The sequence below is a fragment of the Faecalibacterium sp. I4-1-79 genome (assembly GCF_023347235.1).
In the GTDB taxonomy this organism is placed as follows: Bacteria; Bacillota; Clostridia; order Oscillospirales; family Ruminococcaceae; genus Faecalibacterium; species Faecalibacterium tardum.
This window is the reverse complement of the sequence record NZ_CP094467.1, coordinates 1,117,767-1,134,957: the sequence shown is the minus strand read 5'-3', so window position 1 is coordinate 1,134,957 and position 17,191 is coordinate 1,117,767. Positions and strand designations below refer to the sequence as shown.

General features: G+C 53.7%; 16 protein-coding genes and 1 tRNA gene. 10 read left to right on the top strand and 7 right to left on the bottom strand.

Annotated elements, in window-relative coordinates; translation table 11 throughout:
- Nucleotides 1-38: 38 nt before the first annotated feature.
- The 4 genes from MTP36_RS05695 (at nt 39) to MTP36_RS05680 (ending at nt 4,434) form a co-directional block, all read left to right on the top strand.
- Nucleotides 39-1,823, top strand: coding sequence for an ABC transporter ATP-binding protein (locus MTP36_RS05695; RefSeq protein ID WP_249254059.1), 1,785 nt, complete (start codon nt 39-41; stop codon nt 1,821-1,823).
- Nucleotides 1,824-3,572 (top strand): ABC transporter ATP-binding protein, encoded by a 1,749-nt coding sequence (locus MTP36_RS05690; RefSeq protein WP_249254057.1) that lies wholly within the window; start codon nt 1,824-1,826, stop codon nt 3,570-3,572.
- Nucleotides 3,573-3,647: 75 nt separating this feature from the next.
- Nucleotides 3,648-4,073 carry a winged helix-turn-helix domain-containing protein gene (locus MTP36_RS05685; protein ID WP_055186317.1) on the top strand — a complete coding sequence of 142 codons (426 nt, stop codon included), beginning with the start codon at nt 3,648-3,650 and terminating at the stop codon, nt 4,071-4,073.
- A 139-nt stretch (nt 4,074-4,212) separates the two neighbouring features.
- Nucleotides 4,213-4,434 (top strand): hypothetical protein, encoded by a 222-nt coding sequence (locus MTP36_RS05680; protein ID WP_015564162.1) that lies wholly within the window; start codon nt 4,213-4,215, stop codon nt 4,432-4,434.
- A 122-nt stretch (nt 4,435-4,556) separates the two neighbouring features.
- Here MTP36_RS05680 and MTP36_RS05675 read toward each other — a convergent pair whose 3' ends face one another.
- A complete protein-coding gene (locus MTP36_RS05675) occupies nt 4,557-5,063 on the bottom strand; it encodes a helix-turn-helix domain-containing protein (RefSeq protein WP_015564161.1) in 507 nt (168 codons plus the stop codon).
- 750 nt (nt 5,064-5,813) lie between these two features.
- On the opposite strand from MTP36_RS05675, the gene MTP36_RS05670 reads away from it, so the two are divergent.
- From MTP36_RS05670 to MTP36_RS05645, 6 genes are all read left to right on the top strand, one after another.
- Nucleotides 5,814-6,302, top strand: a complete 489-nt coding sequence (locus MTP36_RS05670) for a sigma-70 factor (RefSeq protein ID WP_015564160.1) — start codon at nt 5,814-5,816, stop codon at nt 6,300-6,302.
- Nucleotides 6,303-6,663: 361 nt separating this feature from the next.
- Nucleotides 6,664-6,891 (top strand): hypothetical protein, encoded by a 228-nt coding sequence (locus MTP36_RS05665; RefSeq protein ID WP_015538297.1) that lies wholly within the window; start codon nt 6,664-6,666, stop codon nt 6,889-6,891.
- Between the two features lie 68 nt (nt 6,892-6,959).
- On the top strand, nt 6,960-7,634 hold the full coding sequence (locus MTP36_RS05660; protein WP_249254055.1) for a type II toxin-antitoxin system PemK/MazF family toxin: 675 nt from the start codon (nt 6,960-6,962) through the stop codon (nt 7,632-7,634).
- A complete protein-coding gene (locus MTP36_RS05655) occupies nt 7,625-8,437 on the top strand; it encodes a DUF6551 family protein (RefSeq protein ID WP_249254053.1) in 813 nt (270 codons plus the stop codon). The genes MTP36_RS05660 and MTP36_RS05655 overlap by 10 nt, the downstream gene beginning before the upstream one ends.
- Nucleotides 8,438-8,569: 132 nt before the next feature.
- Entirely contained in the window at nt 8,570-8,770 is a 201-nt protein-coding gene (locus tag MTP36_RS05650) for a helix-turn-helix domain-containing protein (protein WP_005927005.1), read from the top strand.
- 75 nt (nt 8,771-8,845) lie between these two features.
- A complete protein-coding gene (locus MTP36_RS05645) occupies nt 8,846-9,943 on the top strand; it encodes a tyrosine-type recombinase/integrase (protein WP_249254051.1) in 1,098 nt (365 codons plus the stop codon).
- A gap of 134 nt (nt 9,944-10,077) precedes the next feature.
- Here the strand turns inward: MTP36_RS05645 and MTP36_RS05640 are convergent.
- The 6 genes from MTP36_RS05640 to MTP36_RS05615 form a co-directional block, all read right to left on the bottom strand.
- Nucleotides 10,078-10,155, bottom strand: a tRNA-Pro gene (locus tag MTP36_RS05640).
- A gap of 150 nt (nt 10,156-10,305) precedes the next feature.
- Nucleotides 10,306-11,100 (bottom strand): ComF family protein, encoded by a 795-nt coding sequence (locus MTP36_RS05635; RefSeq protein ID WP_249254049.1) that lies wholly within the window; start codon nt 11,098-11,100, stop codon nt 10,306-10,308.
- A complete protein-coding gene (locus tag MTP36_RS05630; RefSeq protein WP_249254048.1) occupies nt 11,100-13,274 on the bottom strand; it encodes an S-layer homology domain-containing protein in 2,175 nt (724 codons plus the stop codon). Before MTP36_RS05630 ends, MTP36_RS05635 begins: the two co-directional genes overlap by 1 nt.
- 40 nt (nt 13,275-13,314) lie before the next feature.
- Nucleotides 13,315-14,526, bottom strand: coding sequence for an ABC transporter permease (locus tag MTP36_RS05625; protein ID WP_249254046.1), 1,212 nt, complete (start codon nt 14,524-14,526; stop codon nt 13,315-13,317).
- Complete coding sequence (locus tag MTP36_RS05620) at nt 14,523-15,272, bottom strand: ABC transporter ATP-binding protein (RefSeq protein WP_249254044.1); 750 nt, start codon at nt 15,270-15,272, stop codon at nt 14,523-14,525. The genes MTP36_RS05625 and MTP36_RS05620 overlap by 4 nt, the downstream gene beginning before the upstream one ends.
- Nucleotides 15,273-15,286: 14 nt before the next feature.
- The gene (locus tag MTP36_RS05615) at nt 15,287-17,077 is read right to left on the bottom strand and encodes an HlyD family efflux transporter periplasmic adaptor subunit (RefSeq protein WP_249254042.1); all 1,791 of its coding nucleotides are present in this window, start codon (nt 17,075-17,077) and stop codon (nt 15,287-15,289) included.
- Nucleotides 17,078-17,191 lie beyond the last annotated feature (114 nt).

Genomic DNA, 17,191 nt, shown 5'->3' with positions numbered 1-17,191 from the left:
TGAAGCACAGACAGTACGGCTCAATATAAGGAGGGCTTATGTTCCAAAAAGTATTTGAATATGCCGGACCTCATAAAAAAGGCCTCTATGCTGCAACAGCCATCGTGCTGGTCAGTGTTCTGCTGGGTGTTTTTCCCTTTGTGCTGGCATATCAGGTAATTGCACCGCTGGTCATGGGGGAGGCAATCACTGCTTCCTTTATCATCCAGCATGTCATACTGGTTTTGGTATGTCTGGTGCTGCAAGCTCTTTTCTATGGCTGGGGCCTGAATCTCTCTCATAAAGCAGCTTATGACACGCTGCTCCGCCTGCGGACGGCTCTGCAAAAACGGTTTGAAAAACTGCCGCTGGGTGTTATTCAGGACAAAGGCACTGGCACCGTGAAAAAGCTGTTCGTGGACGATGTAGACAGTCTGGAAGTTCTGCTGGCACACTCTATGCCGGAGGGCATCGCCAACCTGATGGTTCCCATTGCAGTTTATGTGGCAATGTTCTTTGTAGACTGGAAGCTGGCACTGTTATCTTTGGCATCCATTCCGCTTAGCTTAGTTGCCATGATGACGATGTATTCCGTTGGTATGAAGAAAATGGGACCTTACTATATGGCCGGGCAAAAGATGAACAATACCATTATTGAGTACATCAACGGTATGGAAGTCGTCAAGGTTTTCAATAAAGACGCAGATTCTTACGAACGGTTCCGCAAAGATATATCAGATTATCGGAACTATACACTGGCATGGTATAGGGCGGCATGGCCGTGGATGGCGATTTACAGCAGCCTGCTTCCTTGTACCATCATCCTGACCCTGCCTGTGGGTGCATGGTTTGTCCTCTGCGGCTGGTCGGCTCTGCCCAATTTGATTTTGGTGCTGTGTCTTTCTTTGAGTATCGGTATGCCGCTGCTGAAATCTCTTGGCTTTCTGCCAACCATGCCCCAGCTCAACTATAAAATCTCCGCATTGGAGCAGGTGTTGGATGCGCCGGAACTTCAGCAGACGAATGATAGATTCCATGGAATAGATGACACCGTTACTTACGACCATGTTTCTTTCGCTTACCAGACAACACAGCCCGGCCCGGATGGAAAGCCCGCGGTGATTGAGGATGAAGTTCTCCATGATATTTCCTTTACGGCAAAGGCTGGACAAAAAACTGCTCTTGTCGGTGAGTCTGGCTCCGGCAAGAGTACCTTGGCAAAACTGCTGATTCACTATTATGACCCGCAAAAGGGCAGCATTTCCATCGGCGGACAGAAACTTTGCGATATGAGCCTTGAAGCATTGAACAGTCGTATCTCCTATGTGGCGCAGGATCAGTATTTGTTTAATACTTCTCTGCTGGAGAACATCCGGCTCGGTCGGTTGACTGCAACGGATGAAGAAGTAATAGAGGCCGCAAAGAAAGCTCAGTGCATGGAGTTCATTGAAAAACTTCCGCAGGGCATTCACTCCATGGCAGGCGATGCCGGAAAAATGCTCTCCGGCGGTCAGCGTCAGCGTATTTCTCTGGCGCGAGCAATCTTAAAGGATGCCCCCATTGTAGTTCTTGATGAAGCAACAGCCTATGCTGACCCCGAAAATGAAGAAAAGATGGAAGCAGCCATTGCAGAACTTGTAAAAGGCAAGACCCTCGTGGTGATTGCTCACAAACTGCCCGCCATTATGAATGCCGATCAAATTTGTGTCATCGACCACGGAAAATTGGTAGCAGCGGGTAAGCATCAGGATTTGATTCGCTCCTGCCCTGAATATCAGAAATTGTGGAAAGCCGCACAGGACAGTGCCGAATGGAAAGTACACACTGCAAAGGAGGGAGCCTAAATGTTTGCGATGTTTTCAAGAATTTTGAAACTTTCCGGCCGTTATAAAGGCCGTATTCAAGGTGCATTCGTTTGTGCGTTTTTGGAATCCATTTTGTCAAAAATGCCAATCGTTCTTGCCTTTGTAGTTTTAAGCCGCTTTGCAGCTGACACACTGACCAGCCAGACTTGCCTTTATATCGGCCTTGGACTTGCCGCAGCAGTGTTGGTGCAAATTCTTGTTCATTACCTCAGCGACAGCCTGCAAAGTGCCGCAGGATATTTGATGTTTGCGGATAAACGCATGGAACTGGGTAGCCATCTGCGGAAACTTCCGATGGGCTATTTTACTTCCGGCAACATTGGCAAAATCAGCTCTGTTCTTAGCACGGATATGGTATTCATTGAAGAAGTCGCTATGAGTACGCTGGGCAACATGATGGGCTATCTGCTGTCCTCCTTGATTCTGCTGGTATTCATGTTTTATTTGAACGTACAGCTTGGTTTGATTGCTGCTGCCGTCACGGTTCTGGCATGGCTGGTGTCAAAAGGAATGAACAAGGTTTCCCTGCGGGAAGCCGCAGAGCGGCAGGAACAGAGCGAACGGCTGACCGATGCGGTGCTATCCTTTGTGGAGGGCATTGGCGTCATCAAGAGCTACAACCTGCTGGGCGAAAAATCAGAAGAACTGACTGACAATTTCCAGCGTTCCAGAAACACCTCCCTTGCTTTTGAGCAGAAAATGACACCATGGACAATGAGTCTGAATATCCTTTACGGCATTGGTATTGCGGCGATTTTCGGCTTGTCGATTGTATTGGAACAGCGCGGCGCACTTCCGCTGTCCTATGTGCTTGGTGTTCTGTTGTTTGTGTTTGACCTCTTTGGACCGCTGAAAGCTCTTTATGGGGAAGCATCTCGCCTTACCGTTATGAATGCAGCTCTTGACCGCATTGAAGCAGTCCTGAATGAGCCTGAACTTCCCGACACGGGCAAGCAGCATCTTCCTGCACAGGCACAGCCGGGACAGCCAGAAGTTCAGTTTAACGATGTTGTATTTGCTTATCAGGACAAAGAAGTTCTGCATCATATCAGCTTTGCCATGAAGAAAGATTCTATGACTGCTTTAGTCGGACCTTCTGGCAGCGGAAAGTCTACTATTGCCAATTTACTGGCTCGGCTTTGGGATGTAAAATCTGGCAGCATAATAATAAGAGGTATGGACATTCGGAACGTGCCTTTGGCAGAGCTGATGGAGCAGATCAGCATGGTATTCCAGCGAGTGTACTTATTCCAAGATACCATTTACAACAATATCAGCATAGGCAAACCGGACGCCACAGAGGAAGAAGTCTATGCAGCTGCTAAGAAGGCCCGCTGCTATGATTTCATCATGGCGTTGCCTGATGGATTCCAGACCGTAGTTGGTGAAGGCGGTGCTACACTCTCCGGCGGTGAAAAGCAGCGCATCTCGATTGCACGCTGCATCTTGAAAGATGCCCCTATCATCATTTTGGATGAAGCTACCGCAAGCGTAGATACTGATAACGAAAGCTATATTCAGGAGGCCATCTCGGAACTGGTAAAGGGCAAGACACTTCTCGTAATCGCCCACCGTCTGAATACCATCCAGAATGCCGATCAGATTTTGGTCATTGACAACGGCCAGATTGCACAGCAGGGCACGCACGAAGAACTTTTGAAGCAGCCCGGCATTTATCAGGAGTTTGTCAACATCCGAAAGAATGCGGCTGGATGGAGCCTTGCTTAACAAAATTCAGCGTATGCGATGCGGAGCATTAAATGTCTGTGAGAAGTTGTTCACCAAAGATTCTAGAAGAATTCTATGCAAAAAATTGAAGTTATTGTTCGTATCACGAAGGGCCACTGCCCTCCCCAAGAGCAGACGATTTTTGAGTGGATTGAAATGAACCGTGCTGCGCCAGACACTTTGAATTATCCCGGTCTGGAAATAAACTTAGAACACCGTCGTGTTTTCAAAAACGGACAGGAAGTGTACATGAGCCGTTACGAATATGGCGTTTTAAGTTTAATGGCACGGCATCCGGGGCAATTGTTTACAAAAGAGCAGATATTTGAAGCCGTGTGGCATCAGGATAGTGAAAGCTGCCTGACTGCTGTCACCAATACAATTGGACGCATCCGGCAAAAAATCGAGGATGATAGAGCTGTACCTGTCTATATTCGAACGATTTCCAACCTCGGCTACCAATTTATGCCGAACATTTCAGTGAAAAAAGATTCCTTATAACGATAAAAGCCATACTCAATGGGTAACTTAGACCTTGAGTATGGCTTTTATCGTTAGCTGGATAGATAAAAATTGACATCCTTGCAATCGGAAATAATCTTTTCTAAAATATAGAAAAAAGATTTTAGGAGGCGGTAAGATGCAATCCTTCGAAGATGTTCTGAGAGAGTTTGAAGATTTTTTGCAAACGGCATCCTATTTAGAGGTTCTCCCATGTCGATGGGGGTATGTACGGCTTTTTAATGAGGGTGCTCCTATCAACTTCTACGCAGTCTTATGCCGTACCCCACAAGAACTATATGATACGCTAGAAAATGATCTTGCCATTGAAAAAGAGGTTCAAAATCCACAACGAGACTGATTACGAGAAAATTATTGTGTAATTCGTTTGCTTTTCACGTGATTTTATTGAATGACCTGTTAGAATATTGCGTATTCAGACAAAAGAACGCCAGAGAGAAGCGTAACGTCCACTCTGGCAGCTTAGGTGTTTTTGTTCTGTTCTGAAAGTTCTGTCAAATGGATTGCGAGTGACCTTGTGGCATCCAACAGAGTTTTTCGCATTTCTGGCGGACAAGCAAAATAAATCGATTCTAACTCTCGACATTCGCGCTCTGCTTCTGATAAGTTCGGGTTGATAACCGAATCCAAGGAAAGTGGCAGAACATGGAGAATTGAACTTAAAATGTCAAAAGAAGGATTCTGTTTTCCATTTTCAATATTGGCGATATACTTCACCGAAACATTACTTTTCAGTGCCAGTTGCTCTTGTGTCATTTTCATCGCTTTTCGGACAGCCTTTATCTGCTTTCCTAAAGCAATCGCATCCGCATTCGGCATCATCATCACCTCAATAGTATTGTATCGTTCTTGCGGAAAGAACGGTATAACATCATCATTCCAGTGATTTTGTCCTATCGTGCCGATTTTTACATTTCCCGGTCGAGTTATAAAAAAACGGTAACTCGCCTGGGCGATTCTACGCGCCATCTGATCACAGTTGCCGTTTGTGGAGGTAACTGTGATTTTTTATTGGGGTAACGCATCAAAAAAAGCCTGTCTGCTGCCGTAAGCCAGACCGCCCCAAAGCAAGCACAATCGTTCCGTTCCACCCTCCACAATCGTGCCGATGTGTTATATTGCGCCAGCTTCCCGCCATGGGAGGCTGGCGTTTTTGCGCTTTTGGAGCCAAAGTGCCGCAGTCCACCGTTTCTCCTATGATATAGCAGCAAACTTTATATTTGGGAGGGAAAGTCATGCTCGATCATAAGAAGAAAGCAATTACGGAACACTGGCAGTTTTGCCCCAAGTGCAACTTAAAACTTTATCGAATGACCGCCGACTGCACTGGATTCATCCATATAAAATGCTGGCGTTGCCGGAAAATGTTATGGCTCGACCTTTCCATTCGGGCCAAGTAAACATCAGTTTTATAAAACAATCGGGTGCACTGCACTCTGAATATGGACTGTTAGCACCGAGCAACGGGCCATTGCCATAAGGCAATGTATGAAACGTAGCACCAAATGGCCGGGCAGCAGCTTGACTGAAAGATTTTCGCTTGAAAATCCTTCGGTTGGCTGTTGTCCGGCTATTTTTTATAGCTTCAGATGGCCTGCTCCCGAAAAGGAGCAGGTTTTATGTTTGCCCTCTTTTCGTGGCTGCCCCAGATGGCGAAATATCCGTAGTATCTCCAAATTTTCGACATTTCACGTTTTATCGAAAATTTGGAGGTTACACATGGGCTTTAATTATGGTTTGGAAAAGAAGAACTTTGACCGTCAGTGGGCTATCATGCGCAAGCAGTATGAGGACGCTGGCATGAGCATTGAAGTGATTCAGGCAATGTATGAGTATGACTGGTCTGTTTTCAATGCTGCACGTTCTTACCAGAACCACACGCAGGAAATCGCCGCTCCGTCCTTTGAGCAGGGCGAAGAAGCCTACTCGCCCCTTATGAACAAGTATCAGGAAGCCATTTCTATTACCGAACACTATCGTGAAACCAAGAGCCGCTTCACATGGATTGGTGAGATCGAGGACGAACGACTGCTGTCTGCGCTGGAAAATTTGTCGGATGCAGACCTTGAGCTGATTACTCTGTACGCCTATGAAGAATATGACACCGTTGAAATTTCTAAAGTATTTGGCACAACAAAGCAGAATATTAGTAAGAAAATCCGCAGAATTACTAATTTTATCAAAAACTTTCAAATTGAGGTTGTCTGAAAGGCGTTTTCGATGCCTACCAAGTGAAAGGACAATTCACCAGACGGCGAAAGCCGCTGAACGAAATGTCTGCACTCATGTTCTTTGAAAACTGAATAGTTCCGTCATCTGGTACTCCGATAATGATACTTCCGTAATTCGCGGCCCGGTCACAAAGCAGACGGGGTGGCTGAAATGCCAATGGAGCGGTACAAGTCCGCTGCCAGATGTTTATGCCCCACTCGCAGGGAGCCGAGGGCGAATATGCGAGACCTTAACTTATTAAATCAGGCGTGGCCGAATGCTGTTTTCGGTCTTCGTCCACGCCTGTTCTTTTTACTTATTCCATATATCCACATTTTCGTCCTACATAGGAGGTTTTATGAACGAGAACGACCGTACCACCTTAGAGCAAGCGATCTACGAGGAAATGGAACTGACCCCGGAAATGATCCGGTCTATCCGCACGCTCTGCGGTGTCTGCCTTTGTAGTTTTGTAGAATCCAAGGCGTTCAAAATCGCCATTGTTCCCAGCGCAGACCGGAGCATGGACACTTGCACAGTCTGCCAGACCCGGCGCGGTCATGACTACGTTGTGATGAACCGCTGAACAAACACACCGTCCACTGCCAAGGAGGTGCAGCGGGCGGTGTACATATTGCAAAAGGAGGGCAGCTTTTGATTCAAAACTGGAAATTCCAGCGTGGAGACATTTTCTTCACCCGTTTCGACAACGCCACCGGTTCAGAGCAAAGCGGGAATCGTCCGGCAGTCGTTCTCCAGAACGATGTGGGAAATTTTTACTCGCCTACGCTGATCGTGGCCACATTGACAAGCAAGGCTGCAAAAAAGTATACCCAGCCGACCCACTGCATGCTGGTGAACGATTTTCTCTCCGTTCCGTCCATCGTTCAGGCAGAGCAGATCTTTACCGTAGACAAAAGCAGGGTGCTGAAATTTCTCGGACACCTCACCCCGGAAGAAATGAGCCGGGTGGATGATGCTGTCCGTGCCAGTCTTGCCCTGAACCCGATGGGGAGCATTCAGCGGCTTCCACCCATCATCCGCTCTACGGCGGCTTACGCGCCGCCTGAGGTGGTTGACGGCAAGCCGCCCCTCTATCCCTACACACCCATCAAATCGTCCTTTGAGGACGCTGGGAGCGTTGAGGACATGATGCTGTACACCGAACTGGAAGCTGCGGTACACGCAATGATCCAGCGGCTGGAATATAGCTTCACGTTCAACCCCAGCCTGCTCACCATCCCGAAGCGTAAGCAGCAGGTTGCTGAAATCCTGAAAGAAGCCGAAACGTACATCTGGAGGATCAAGGAGGAAATGCGATGCGCCTGAAAGACAGTAACAATCCCTTCATCCATGTCAACCCGCCGTACCAGCTCATGGTCATCCACAGCAGCAAGCTGGTCTATCCCCGCGAACTGTATCAGCGTGGTGTGGAGCGCAAGCGTGTGGAACTGATCGCCGCCCACTTCAACGAATATGTGGCAAATGAGCCGAAGGTCAGTTTCCGTAACGGTCAGTTCATCGTAACGGATGGGCAGCACACCATCGAGGGGCGCATCCTCCGCAACGGCGGCAAGGATCTGCCGATCCTCTGCAAGGTGTACACGGGCATGACCGTGGAGCAGGAAGCCCTGCTCTTTGCCGAGCAGAACGGCTTCTCTGCGCCGCTGACGGCAGGCATCAAGCTCCGTGCCAAGGTGGTGGGCGGCGATGCTATTTCCAAGGCGTTTCTCGCAGCCACCAACCGGGTGGGGTTGAGTCTCAATTATGACAGCCAGCAGCTGACCGATTACCGCATCGGCTGCGTTGGTACGGCTTTCCGGCTCTACAAGCAGATGGGCGAACCGCTCTACTGTGAAACGATGCGGCTCATCGTGGCAGCATGGGAGGGCAAACCGGATTCGTTCCGGGCCTCTGTTCTGAAAGGCATGATGCACTTTGTGGAACTGTACCACGGCGAGTTCAGCGAGGAACGGCTGCTCCGTGCGCTGCGCAGCATCCACCCGGTCGATATTTACCGCATCGGACAGGACGACCCTGCAAAGCTGCGCGGATGGAAAAAATACGTTTTTCCCATCTACACCGCCTACAACGGCAAGTGCAGAAAAGACGCACTGCCGATGAAATTCTGACATTTTCAGGCATACCTCCCATATACACAAGGGGCATCCGCAAACCGCAGATGCCCCTTGTTACATATCAAAGTGCAATATATAGTGTTCCTGTATTCACTTAACACAACATATAGAGAAAAGAGGTATTCTATGCGCTCTCAGTTCACTTCGTATGAGCAGCTTCCCATCACCCTGACAGCCGATCATGTCGCTGCTGCGCTGGGCATCTCCCGCGCCAACGCTTACATCCTGCTCCGTTCGGACGGCTTTCCCACGCTCCACATCGGTAAGCGGATGGTCGTACCCAAAGACCGTTTTCTTCAGTGGATCACGGACAGCGTAAATGGCTGATTTGACATCCTTGATTCAAGAGGTTTCTTTTTCTATACTATTCCCGAAACGACTTGACATCAGGAAGGAGGCAATATGCCAAGCAAACGTTCACACGGCGAGGGTACGCTTCGCCACCGCAGCGATGGTCGCTGGGAATTACGTATGATGGACGGCTACCAGAAAGATGGTTCGCCGCGCTTCAAGACCTTCTATGGCAAGACTCAGAAGGAGGTCAAGCTCAAACTGAAAGAGTATCAGGATGCGCTTATCAGCGGTATCCAGCTGGACACGATCCTGTACTTCGAGGATTGGGCTGATACATGGTTCGAGGGTCACAAGGATAATATCGCTCCCACGACACAGGAAAGCTACAAATACTGCCTGAAAATGCTCAAAGAGGGATTTTATCATCGCCCCTTGACCGTCATACGCCCCATCGACATTGAAAACTTCCTGAAAGGGATGCGGCGCGATGGCCGCTCGGATTCTTACATCAGCAAGGCACGAGGGATGCTCTACCAGATCTTTCAAAAGGCAGAAGCCAATGACCTTGTGCGCCGCAACCCGGTTCGACTTGCTGAAAAAATGCGGGCATCCGGCACCGCAAAGCGCAAAGAAGCCTTCACCACAGAGGAAGTCGCCCACTTAATGAAGGTTCTCCCCGATGACCGCATGGGCTTGAGCATCCGGCTTTTGCTCGGCACTGGAATGAGAATGCAGGAACTTCTGGCTTTGGAGCCGCAGTTTATTGAAGAAGATGGCTCTGTCATTCACATCCGGCAGGCAGTAAAGGTCGTAAAAGGTACGGTCAGCATCGGCAGTCCGAAATCCAAAGACAGTATCCGGGATATTCCGGTGCCGCTGAATGTCCGCCCGTGTGCCATCAAGCTGCGGGATACCACCGACCAGTTCATCTGGGAAAGCCCCAAGACCGGCTTGCCCTACAACCCCACCCATTTCCGGGATGTGTTCCGCAAATCTCTGGAAGAAGCGGGCGATGTCCGCTTGCTCACGCCGCACAGCTGCCGCCACACCTATGTGTCGCAGATGCAGGCGTTGGGCGTGGATATTCAGACCATCCAGAGCATCGTAGGCCATGCCGATACCGAGATGACTGAGCATTATCTCCATGTTCAGGAATCCATTCGGCAGAACGCGATTCAGCTTTTTGATGAGGCTTTTTCGGCCTAAAAGTTAGACAGAACGGCACTAATTAGACCAGATAAAATCTTTGGCATTGTGGTCAAAATTGTGGTCAAAACCAAATGAGGTCAGCCCACAAACAAAAAAATCCAACGATTTCTAACGTGAAATCGTTGGATTTATGGTCCGAGTGGCGAGAATCGAACTCACGGCCTCTTGAACCCCATTCAAGCGCGCTACCAAAACTGCGCTACACCCGGATATCTGTTTGCGTTTGTCGCTCACAGCTTGATTAGTATACCCGACTTTTCCCGTTTTGTCAAGCGCTTTTTCCAAATTTCTGATACGGTTTTTACATTTTATTATCCCGGCTTTTGCCCGCGGGAAGGATGCGCGAAAGAGCGTTATTTTCAAAAATCGCTGTACGCTTCTTCCTCGTCGTCCTCGCAGATGGGGGTGGTGTCGTCCGGCGGTGTGTCAAACTCCACCGTGGCAAAGGCCAGCGCGAACACGCTGTCTGCCCCGGCGTGCAGCAGTGCCTGTGCGCAGGCGGCAACCGTTGTGCCGGTAGTGATGACGTCATCCACCAACAGGATGCGCTTGCCCTCCAGCTGCTGCGGCTGTGCCGCCCGGAAAGCACCTGCTACGTTGGCCATGCGCTGCTCCAGCGGCAGACCGGCCTGATGCCGTTTTGCCCGGGTACGCTCCAATGCCTGCGGTGCCAGCGGCACCTCCATGGCCTTGGCCAGCGGCAACGCCATCAGCTCCGGCACGTTATATCCGCGCTTTTTGCCGGAGGCCGGCACCGGCACGATCAGATCGTACCCGATGGCCGCCCACGGCACCGGCTGCGGGAGCAGCTCGCCGTACTGCACGGTCAGCTCCCCGCCAAAGGCCAGCTGCACCAGACGGTTGCCCATCTCTACTGCCCGCCACGGCTTGCCCTGATACTTTGCGTTCAGGATACCGCGCCGCACACAGCCGTTGTAACGGTAGGGCGCAGCCGCACCGGTCAGATTGCCGATATAGTGCTGCGCCGGGTCCAGCCGGATGCCGGGCTTGCGGCGCAGCACTTCCAGCTGCTCTGCGCAGTCCGGGCAATCCCGTACATCTCCCAGCACCCGGCCGCAGAAGGGGCACTCGCGCGGGTAGAGCAGCTGCCGCACCGCCCGCAGCGCCCTGCGCCGGGGGGCATAGTAGTCCATCAGTCCTTTTTGACCGCCACGATCACCCGCACGCGCTTGCCTGCTGCGCAGCCAAAGTTATCGTACCAGCCGGTCAGGTAGTAGCCCTCGGAGTTCACCTCCGAAAGCTTGGTGGCGTAATACTGCCCCTTGTACCACAGGTACACCTGCATATCGTCAGCCGTTTCGTAGCGGGTGCCGTTGCTCATCACAGAGGCTGCGCCCACCTTGTCGATCTTCATGGGCATCAGCTGGATCATAGCCTTTACCGTGCCGTTCACGTTCTGCCGCACTGCCAGACCGCCCGCCAGCACCGGGTACTTGATGGAGGTGGAAAAGCTGGCCTGACTGCCGTTGACGTAGCAGATGTAAGTAGCGCCACCGCCCACAAAGTTGAGGATGGTGCTCATGGGCTGGCCGGTGATTTTGGCCAGCTGCTTGAGACCAATACTCAGCAGCGAGCCGGAACTGCTGGTGATGCGGTTCCAGACCGTGCTCAGCAGCGAGCCGTCAATGACGCCCCACAAGATCTCGCTGGTGGTGGGCACCAGCACACTGCGCAGATCATCCACCACCGTGGTGGTGGTGGTGCCGCCGGTAGAGCCGGAACCGGAAGAACTGTCCCCCTTAGAGCCGCTGCCGGAACCAGAAGAACTATTTCCCGAAGAACCATTCCCTGAGCCGGAGGAGCCGCTGCCGGTCAGGGTGCCCAGAATGGAACCGGCATTGACGGCCAGATTCTTCACATCGTCCAGCACGCCGTATTTCCACAGATCGCCGGTAACATCGTTCAAAACCAGACGGTCGATCTGCCCCTGCTCATTCAGCGTATAGTAGCGCACGGCCAGTGCGTTCAGCTTTGTCCCCGCTATTCGGCTGGGACGAACCGTCCCAGCCAACCCCTCCGATGTCGTATCCAGAATTTGTACGTCATCGGCCAGAGCATAGTCTCCCAGCGCGGTGGCGGTGTCGTTGATGGTGCCGCTGACCGATTTGGACTCGATAGCGGTCACCTGCTCCCCTTCGGGGGTCACGCTGATCTCCACCAGCCAGCCGGTGGGGTAGTTCAGGCTTTTGTCGATGTTCACAGTGCGGATGATGCCGTCGGTGCACATTACCGAGATCTTTTGCAGCACGTCTGCGCCGTTGTCCTCTACAAGGCTGCGGGTGGCAGTCTGCACCACGCCGTAGAACACGCTGTCGGCTTCCTCGCCGGTGATCACATCGGCTACCTCGTTGTCCATGCCCAGCAGCAGGGTGACCACTTCGCCCACGCCGCCGCCGTTCAGGGAGGAGATCTTGGATGCCACAGCAGAGCTGCCCAGACTGTAAGTGCTGCCCGCCACGGTCAGTGCGGTGGGTGCGCTGGCGCTGGGCGATACCGCGGTAATGCGGCCTGCGGCGCGGCGGGTGTAAATCCACACCGTCTGCAGGCTTTCGCTGTAATAGTACACATCGTACTTGTTCAGTTCTGCCGAGGCAGAGACCTTATCGTTGCGGTAAACACTCACCGGCGTAAAAGGCAGCTGAGTGCCCTCCTCTGCCACAAAGGGACCCTTGCGGCTCTTGAGCAGCACCGAGGAGGTATCCACCTGACCGTTGGACACCGTAAAGCCCAGCGAGCTGCCGTAGGCGCTGCCGCTGGCAGTGTTGGCTCGCAGGGCGTTGTACAGCAGCAAGGTGCACTGCTCGTAGGTCATGGCCTGTCCCTGTGTGCAGGTCAGCTGGTCCCGCAGACCGATCTGCTGGGCCTTGTTCAGCTGTGCCTGCGGGAAGGAGCCGGTCAGGTCGGTGGTCTTATAGCTCAGCATCTTCAGCACCGCTGCACAGGCTTCCTCCAGCGTGACGGTGTTGTCCGGGCGGAAGGAACCATCGGTGTAGCCGTTCATCCAGCCCTGCTGCACTGCAATGCGGATGTAGGGGGCCCACTGGGAGGTGCCGGGCACATCCCGGTACAGGGTGCCCACCGTGCCCTGCGCGCCTACGCTCTCCCGGTAGGTGGAAAAGGACACCAGCATTTTGGCAAAAGCGCCGCGGGTAATGTTGGCGCTAAGCTCCTGACCGGTGGGCACAGCGCCCAGAGTAATGGCCGTCTGCAGAGCCGTGTTGTTGATGCTGGCCGCCGAGACCGGCAGCACCAGCACCGACACCGCAATGCTGACCGCCAGCAGAAATGCGAGAATCCGTTTTTTCATTGGTCGTACCTCTTGTTCTTTGTTTATCACGCCGCCGCGATCAATCGTAGCGCAATGCTTCAATGGGGTTCAGCCGGGCTGCGCGCCGCGCCGGCAGGTAGCCGAACAGCACGCCGATGCCCACCGAGATGCCAAAGGCCACCACGATGGAGTTGAAGGAGGGGCTTACCGTAACGGTGGTATCGGTCATAAACATGGGCAGCACCCGGTTGGCCGCCATGGACACCGCATAGCCCAGCGCAATGCCCAAAACGCCGCCCAGCGCAGAGGTGGTGGCTGCTTCCACCACGAACTGCGCCAGAATGGTGCGTTCTTTTGCGCCCAGTGCCTTGCGGATGCCGATCTCGCGGGTGCGCTCGGTCACCGACACCAGCATGATGTTCATAATGCCGATGCCGCCCACCAGCAGCGAGATACTGGCAATGCCGGTAAGTATCACGATGACCATGTTGATCATCTTGTTCATTTCCTCCAGCCACTCGCTGGCGCTGTACACATAGTAGCCGTTTTCGGTCTTGAGGATCGACATCAGTTCCTCTTCCATGGTGGTCTTGGCCTCGTTGGCAAAGTTTTCGTCGGTCATCACCGCCGTATAGTTGTTGACCGAGCTCTGGCTGGAGAGCCGCATCACGGTGGTGTAGGGCAGGTAAACGCAGTCATCATCGCTGCCCTGCTGCATGGTGGGGTCACTGACCTTGGCCGCCAGCACGCCCACAATGCGGAACTTGTTGGCACCGATCTTGAGCGTCTGCCCCACACCGTTGCCGCCAAAGGCCACCCGGTTCAGGTAATCGCCAATGATGCAGACCTGCTTGTTGTCCTGCATATCCATGTACTGCAGGCCGCGTCCCTGCGCGAGCTGGTAGTTCTTCATTTCAGTGTAGTTCTCGTCCACACCGCTTATGTTGGACCAGCGGTAGCTGGTGGTACCAATCTTCAGCGTACCACTGGCATTGCCGCTGAACTCGATCTGGGGCGACACCGCCTTGATCAGGTCGGAATGCCGCTGGCATATATCGTACATCTCCTCCACCGGCACGGTACGGGAGCCGTAGCCCCACACCTGAATGCTGAGGGTGTTGGTGCCCAGTGCGGAAAAGCTGTCCCGCATGCTCTTGGTCATGCCGTTGCCCAGACCCACAATGACGATGACCGCCATCACGCCGATGATGATGCCCAGCATGGTCAGAAAGGTGCGCAGCTTGTTGCTCCACACATTCTGGATGGCCTGCCGGAAGGTTTCAAAGATCATGCCTGTTCCTCCTTTTCCGGCGTTTCGGGCAGCAGGGTGGGCTGCACCATGGCCTCCGGTGCGTGGGAGTCGCCGTCATACACCACCTGACCGTCCTCCAGCCGGATGATGCGGTCGGCCTGCACGGCAATGGAGTTGTCGTGGGTAATCAGCACTACGGTGTGTCCCTGCTTGTGCAGCTGCTGCAAAAGCCCCAGCACCTCCCGGCCGGTATGGGAGTCCAGCGCGCCGGTGGGCTCGTCCGCCAGAATGACCGGCGGGTTGCGCACCAGTGCCCGCGCAATGGACACACGCTGCTGCTGGCCGCCGGAAAGCTGGTTGGGGCGGTTTTTCAGCTTGTCGCCAAGCCCCACCTGCTCCAGCACCTCCCGGGCGCGGATGTGGCGGTCGGCGCGGGAGATGCCCGCATACACCAGCGGCACCTCCACGTTTTCCATCAGGTTCAGCTTGGGCAGCAGATTGTATTGCTGGAAGATAAAGCCCAGCATTTCGTTACGAATGGCGGCCAGCTCGTTGCGGTTCATCTTGCCCACGTCCCGGCCGTTGAGCCGGTAGGTACCGTGGGTGGGCACATCCAGACAGCCGATGATGTTCATACAGGTGGATTTGCCCGAGCCGGACTGGCCCACGATGGCCACGAACTCGCCTTTTTCGATTTTCATAGTGATGTGGTCGGCAGCCTTTACCGTGGTATCGCCCATCTGGTAATATTTGCAGACCTCATCAAACTCGATCAGAGCGCTCATTCATCCCTCCTGCGTCAATCCACCACGACCGCGCCGGCCTCGGCGGGGTCGATGCCCTCTGCGGGCTCTTCAGCGTCCGCTGCGGGTTCTTCGCCGTTTTCCGTCTCCTCCGGCAGCGTCTCCTCGCCGCCTTCGGTGAGGTCTGCGGCGTTTCCGGCGCCGCCGATCACTTCGCCGTCCATATCGCCAGAGCCGTAGTCGTAGTAGCTGTCACTGCTCACGGAGCTGGGGTCGTAGGCGATGGTATCACTCTCGGACAGGCCGCTGGTCACCTGCGTATAGTTGTCATCGCTGACACCAGTCTTGACCTTGACGTACACATAACCCTCCGGTGCGCTCATGGAGGCATCGGCGTTCACGGCGCTGGGCGAGTCCTGCCGCACCAGCACATAATTGCCCCGCACGATGGCGGCGTTAGGCACCGTGAGCGCATTTTTCGCCTGCGCCACCACGATCTCGGCGTTGGCGTTCATACCCGGGCGCAGACCATCGGTCTCGTCGATGCGTACGGTCACCGGGTAGGTGGTGGTGCCGCCGCTGGTATCGCCCTTCATGGACACACGGGTGACCACGCCCTCGTAGGTCTTATCCTTCACGGCGTCTGCGGTCACCTGTACGGTCTGCCCCACCTTCAGGCTGCTGACCTGCAGCTCGTCCACGTTGATGGTCATTTCCAGATAGCTCAGGTCGTAGATGGTGCACAGGTCGCTGCCGGTGCTCAGGGCATCGCCCACCTTGGCATTCTTTTCGATGATGGTGCCGCTGATGGGTGAGGTGATGGTGTAGTTATCCATAGCGTCCTGCATATTCTGCATGGACAGCTCCGCACCGCGCAGGGTCTCGGAGGCAGACTGGATGGACTCGGTCAGGTCCTCACCGCTGAGGGTCAGGATGATATCGTCCTTGTTCACGCTGCCACCCTCCCGCACATTGATGGCGGTGACAGTACCGGAAGACAGCGCAGTCAGGGTGCGCTCGGCCTGATACTGGAAGTTTGCCGCTGCAATGGAGCTGACCCCGTTGACAGTAGCCGTTGCCGCCTGTGCCGTGGTCAGACCGCCTGCGTTGGACACCGAGAGGGTCACAGTGCGGGTAAGCAGGTTGCCGGTGCTCAGGGCATCGGTGCCGGTCACGGCGGTAATGGTGCCGGGCAGCACCTCAAAGGTGCCATCCAGCGTCACCTCGGCGGTCTGCCCTACCGAGAAGTTGGCAGCATCCGCAGCCGGGAACTCCAGCACCAGATTCATCTTGGAGCTGTCCCGCACCACAGCCACTTCCTGACCACTCTTTACCTCATCGCCCTTGTTCACCTTCAGGCTGCTGACGACACCCGCCACCTCGGCGCGGACATACTGGCGGTCTGCGGTCTTATCGTAGCTGCGCTGCGCCTGCTGCAGGGTGATAGCTGCCTGCTCCACCTTGGTGGTAGCGTCGGAGGAATCCACCGTGTACAGCACAGTACCCTCTTCCACGATATCGCCCTCTTCAAAGCTGCCGGTCAGCACCTTGCCGGACACCAGCGATTTAACGCTGTAAGTATTGGCGGGCTTCAACGTGCCGGTGCCGCTGAGCGTGTTGGAGACATCCCGGGTCTCGGGCGCTGCTTCCGTATAGGAAGTATCCACGTTTGCGGGCTTTGCGCTCTTGGGCTTCAGCAGCCACCAGCCGCCTGCCAGCACCACGATGGCTACCGGCACCAGCCACTTCCAGTTCTTTTTGGCAAATGCCGCCGCGCCGCCTTTTTTCGGTGCAGCCGCTGCGTCCTGCTGCGAGTCGGCGGGCTGTTTAGACTTTTTCCAGATCATTCTTGCCGTTCCTCCTAGGTTCTTTTATGACAAGATGCTTTTTTGTAAAAAGCATCCATCAGAAACTCATATTTGTAGTGTATCGCATTTTGCCCCGATAAACAAGCGTCCAAT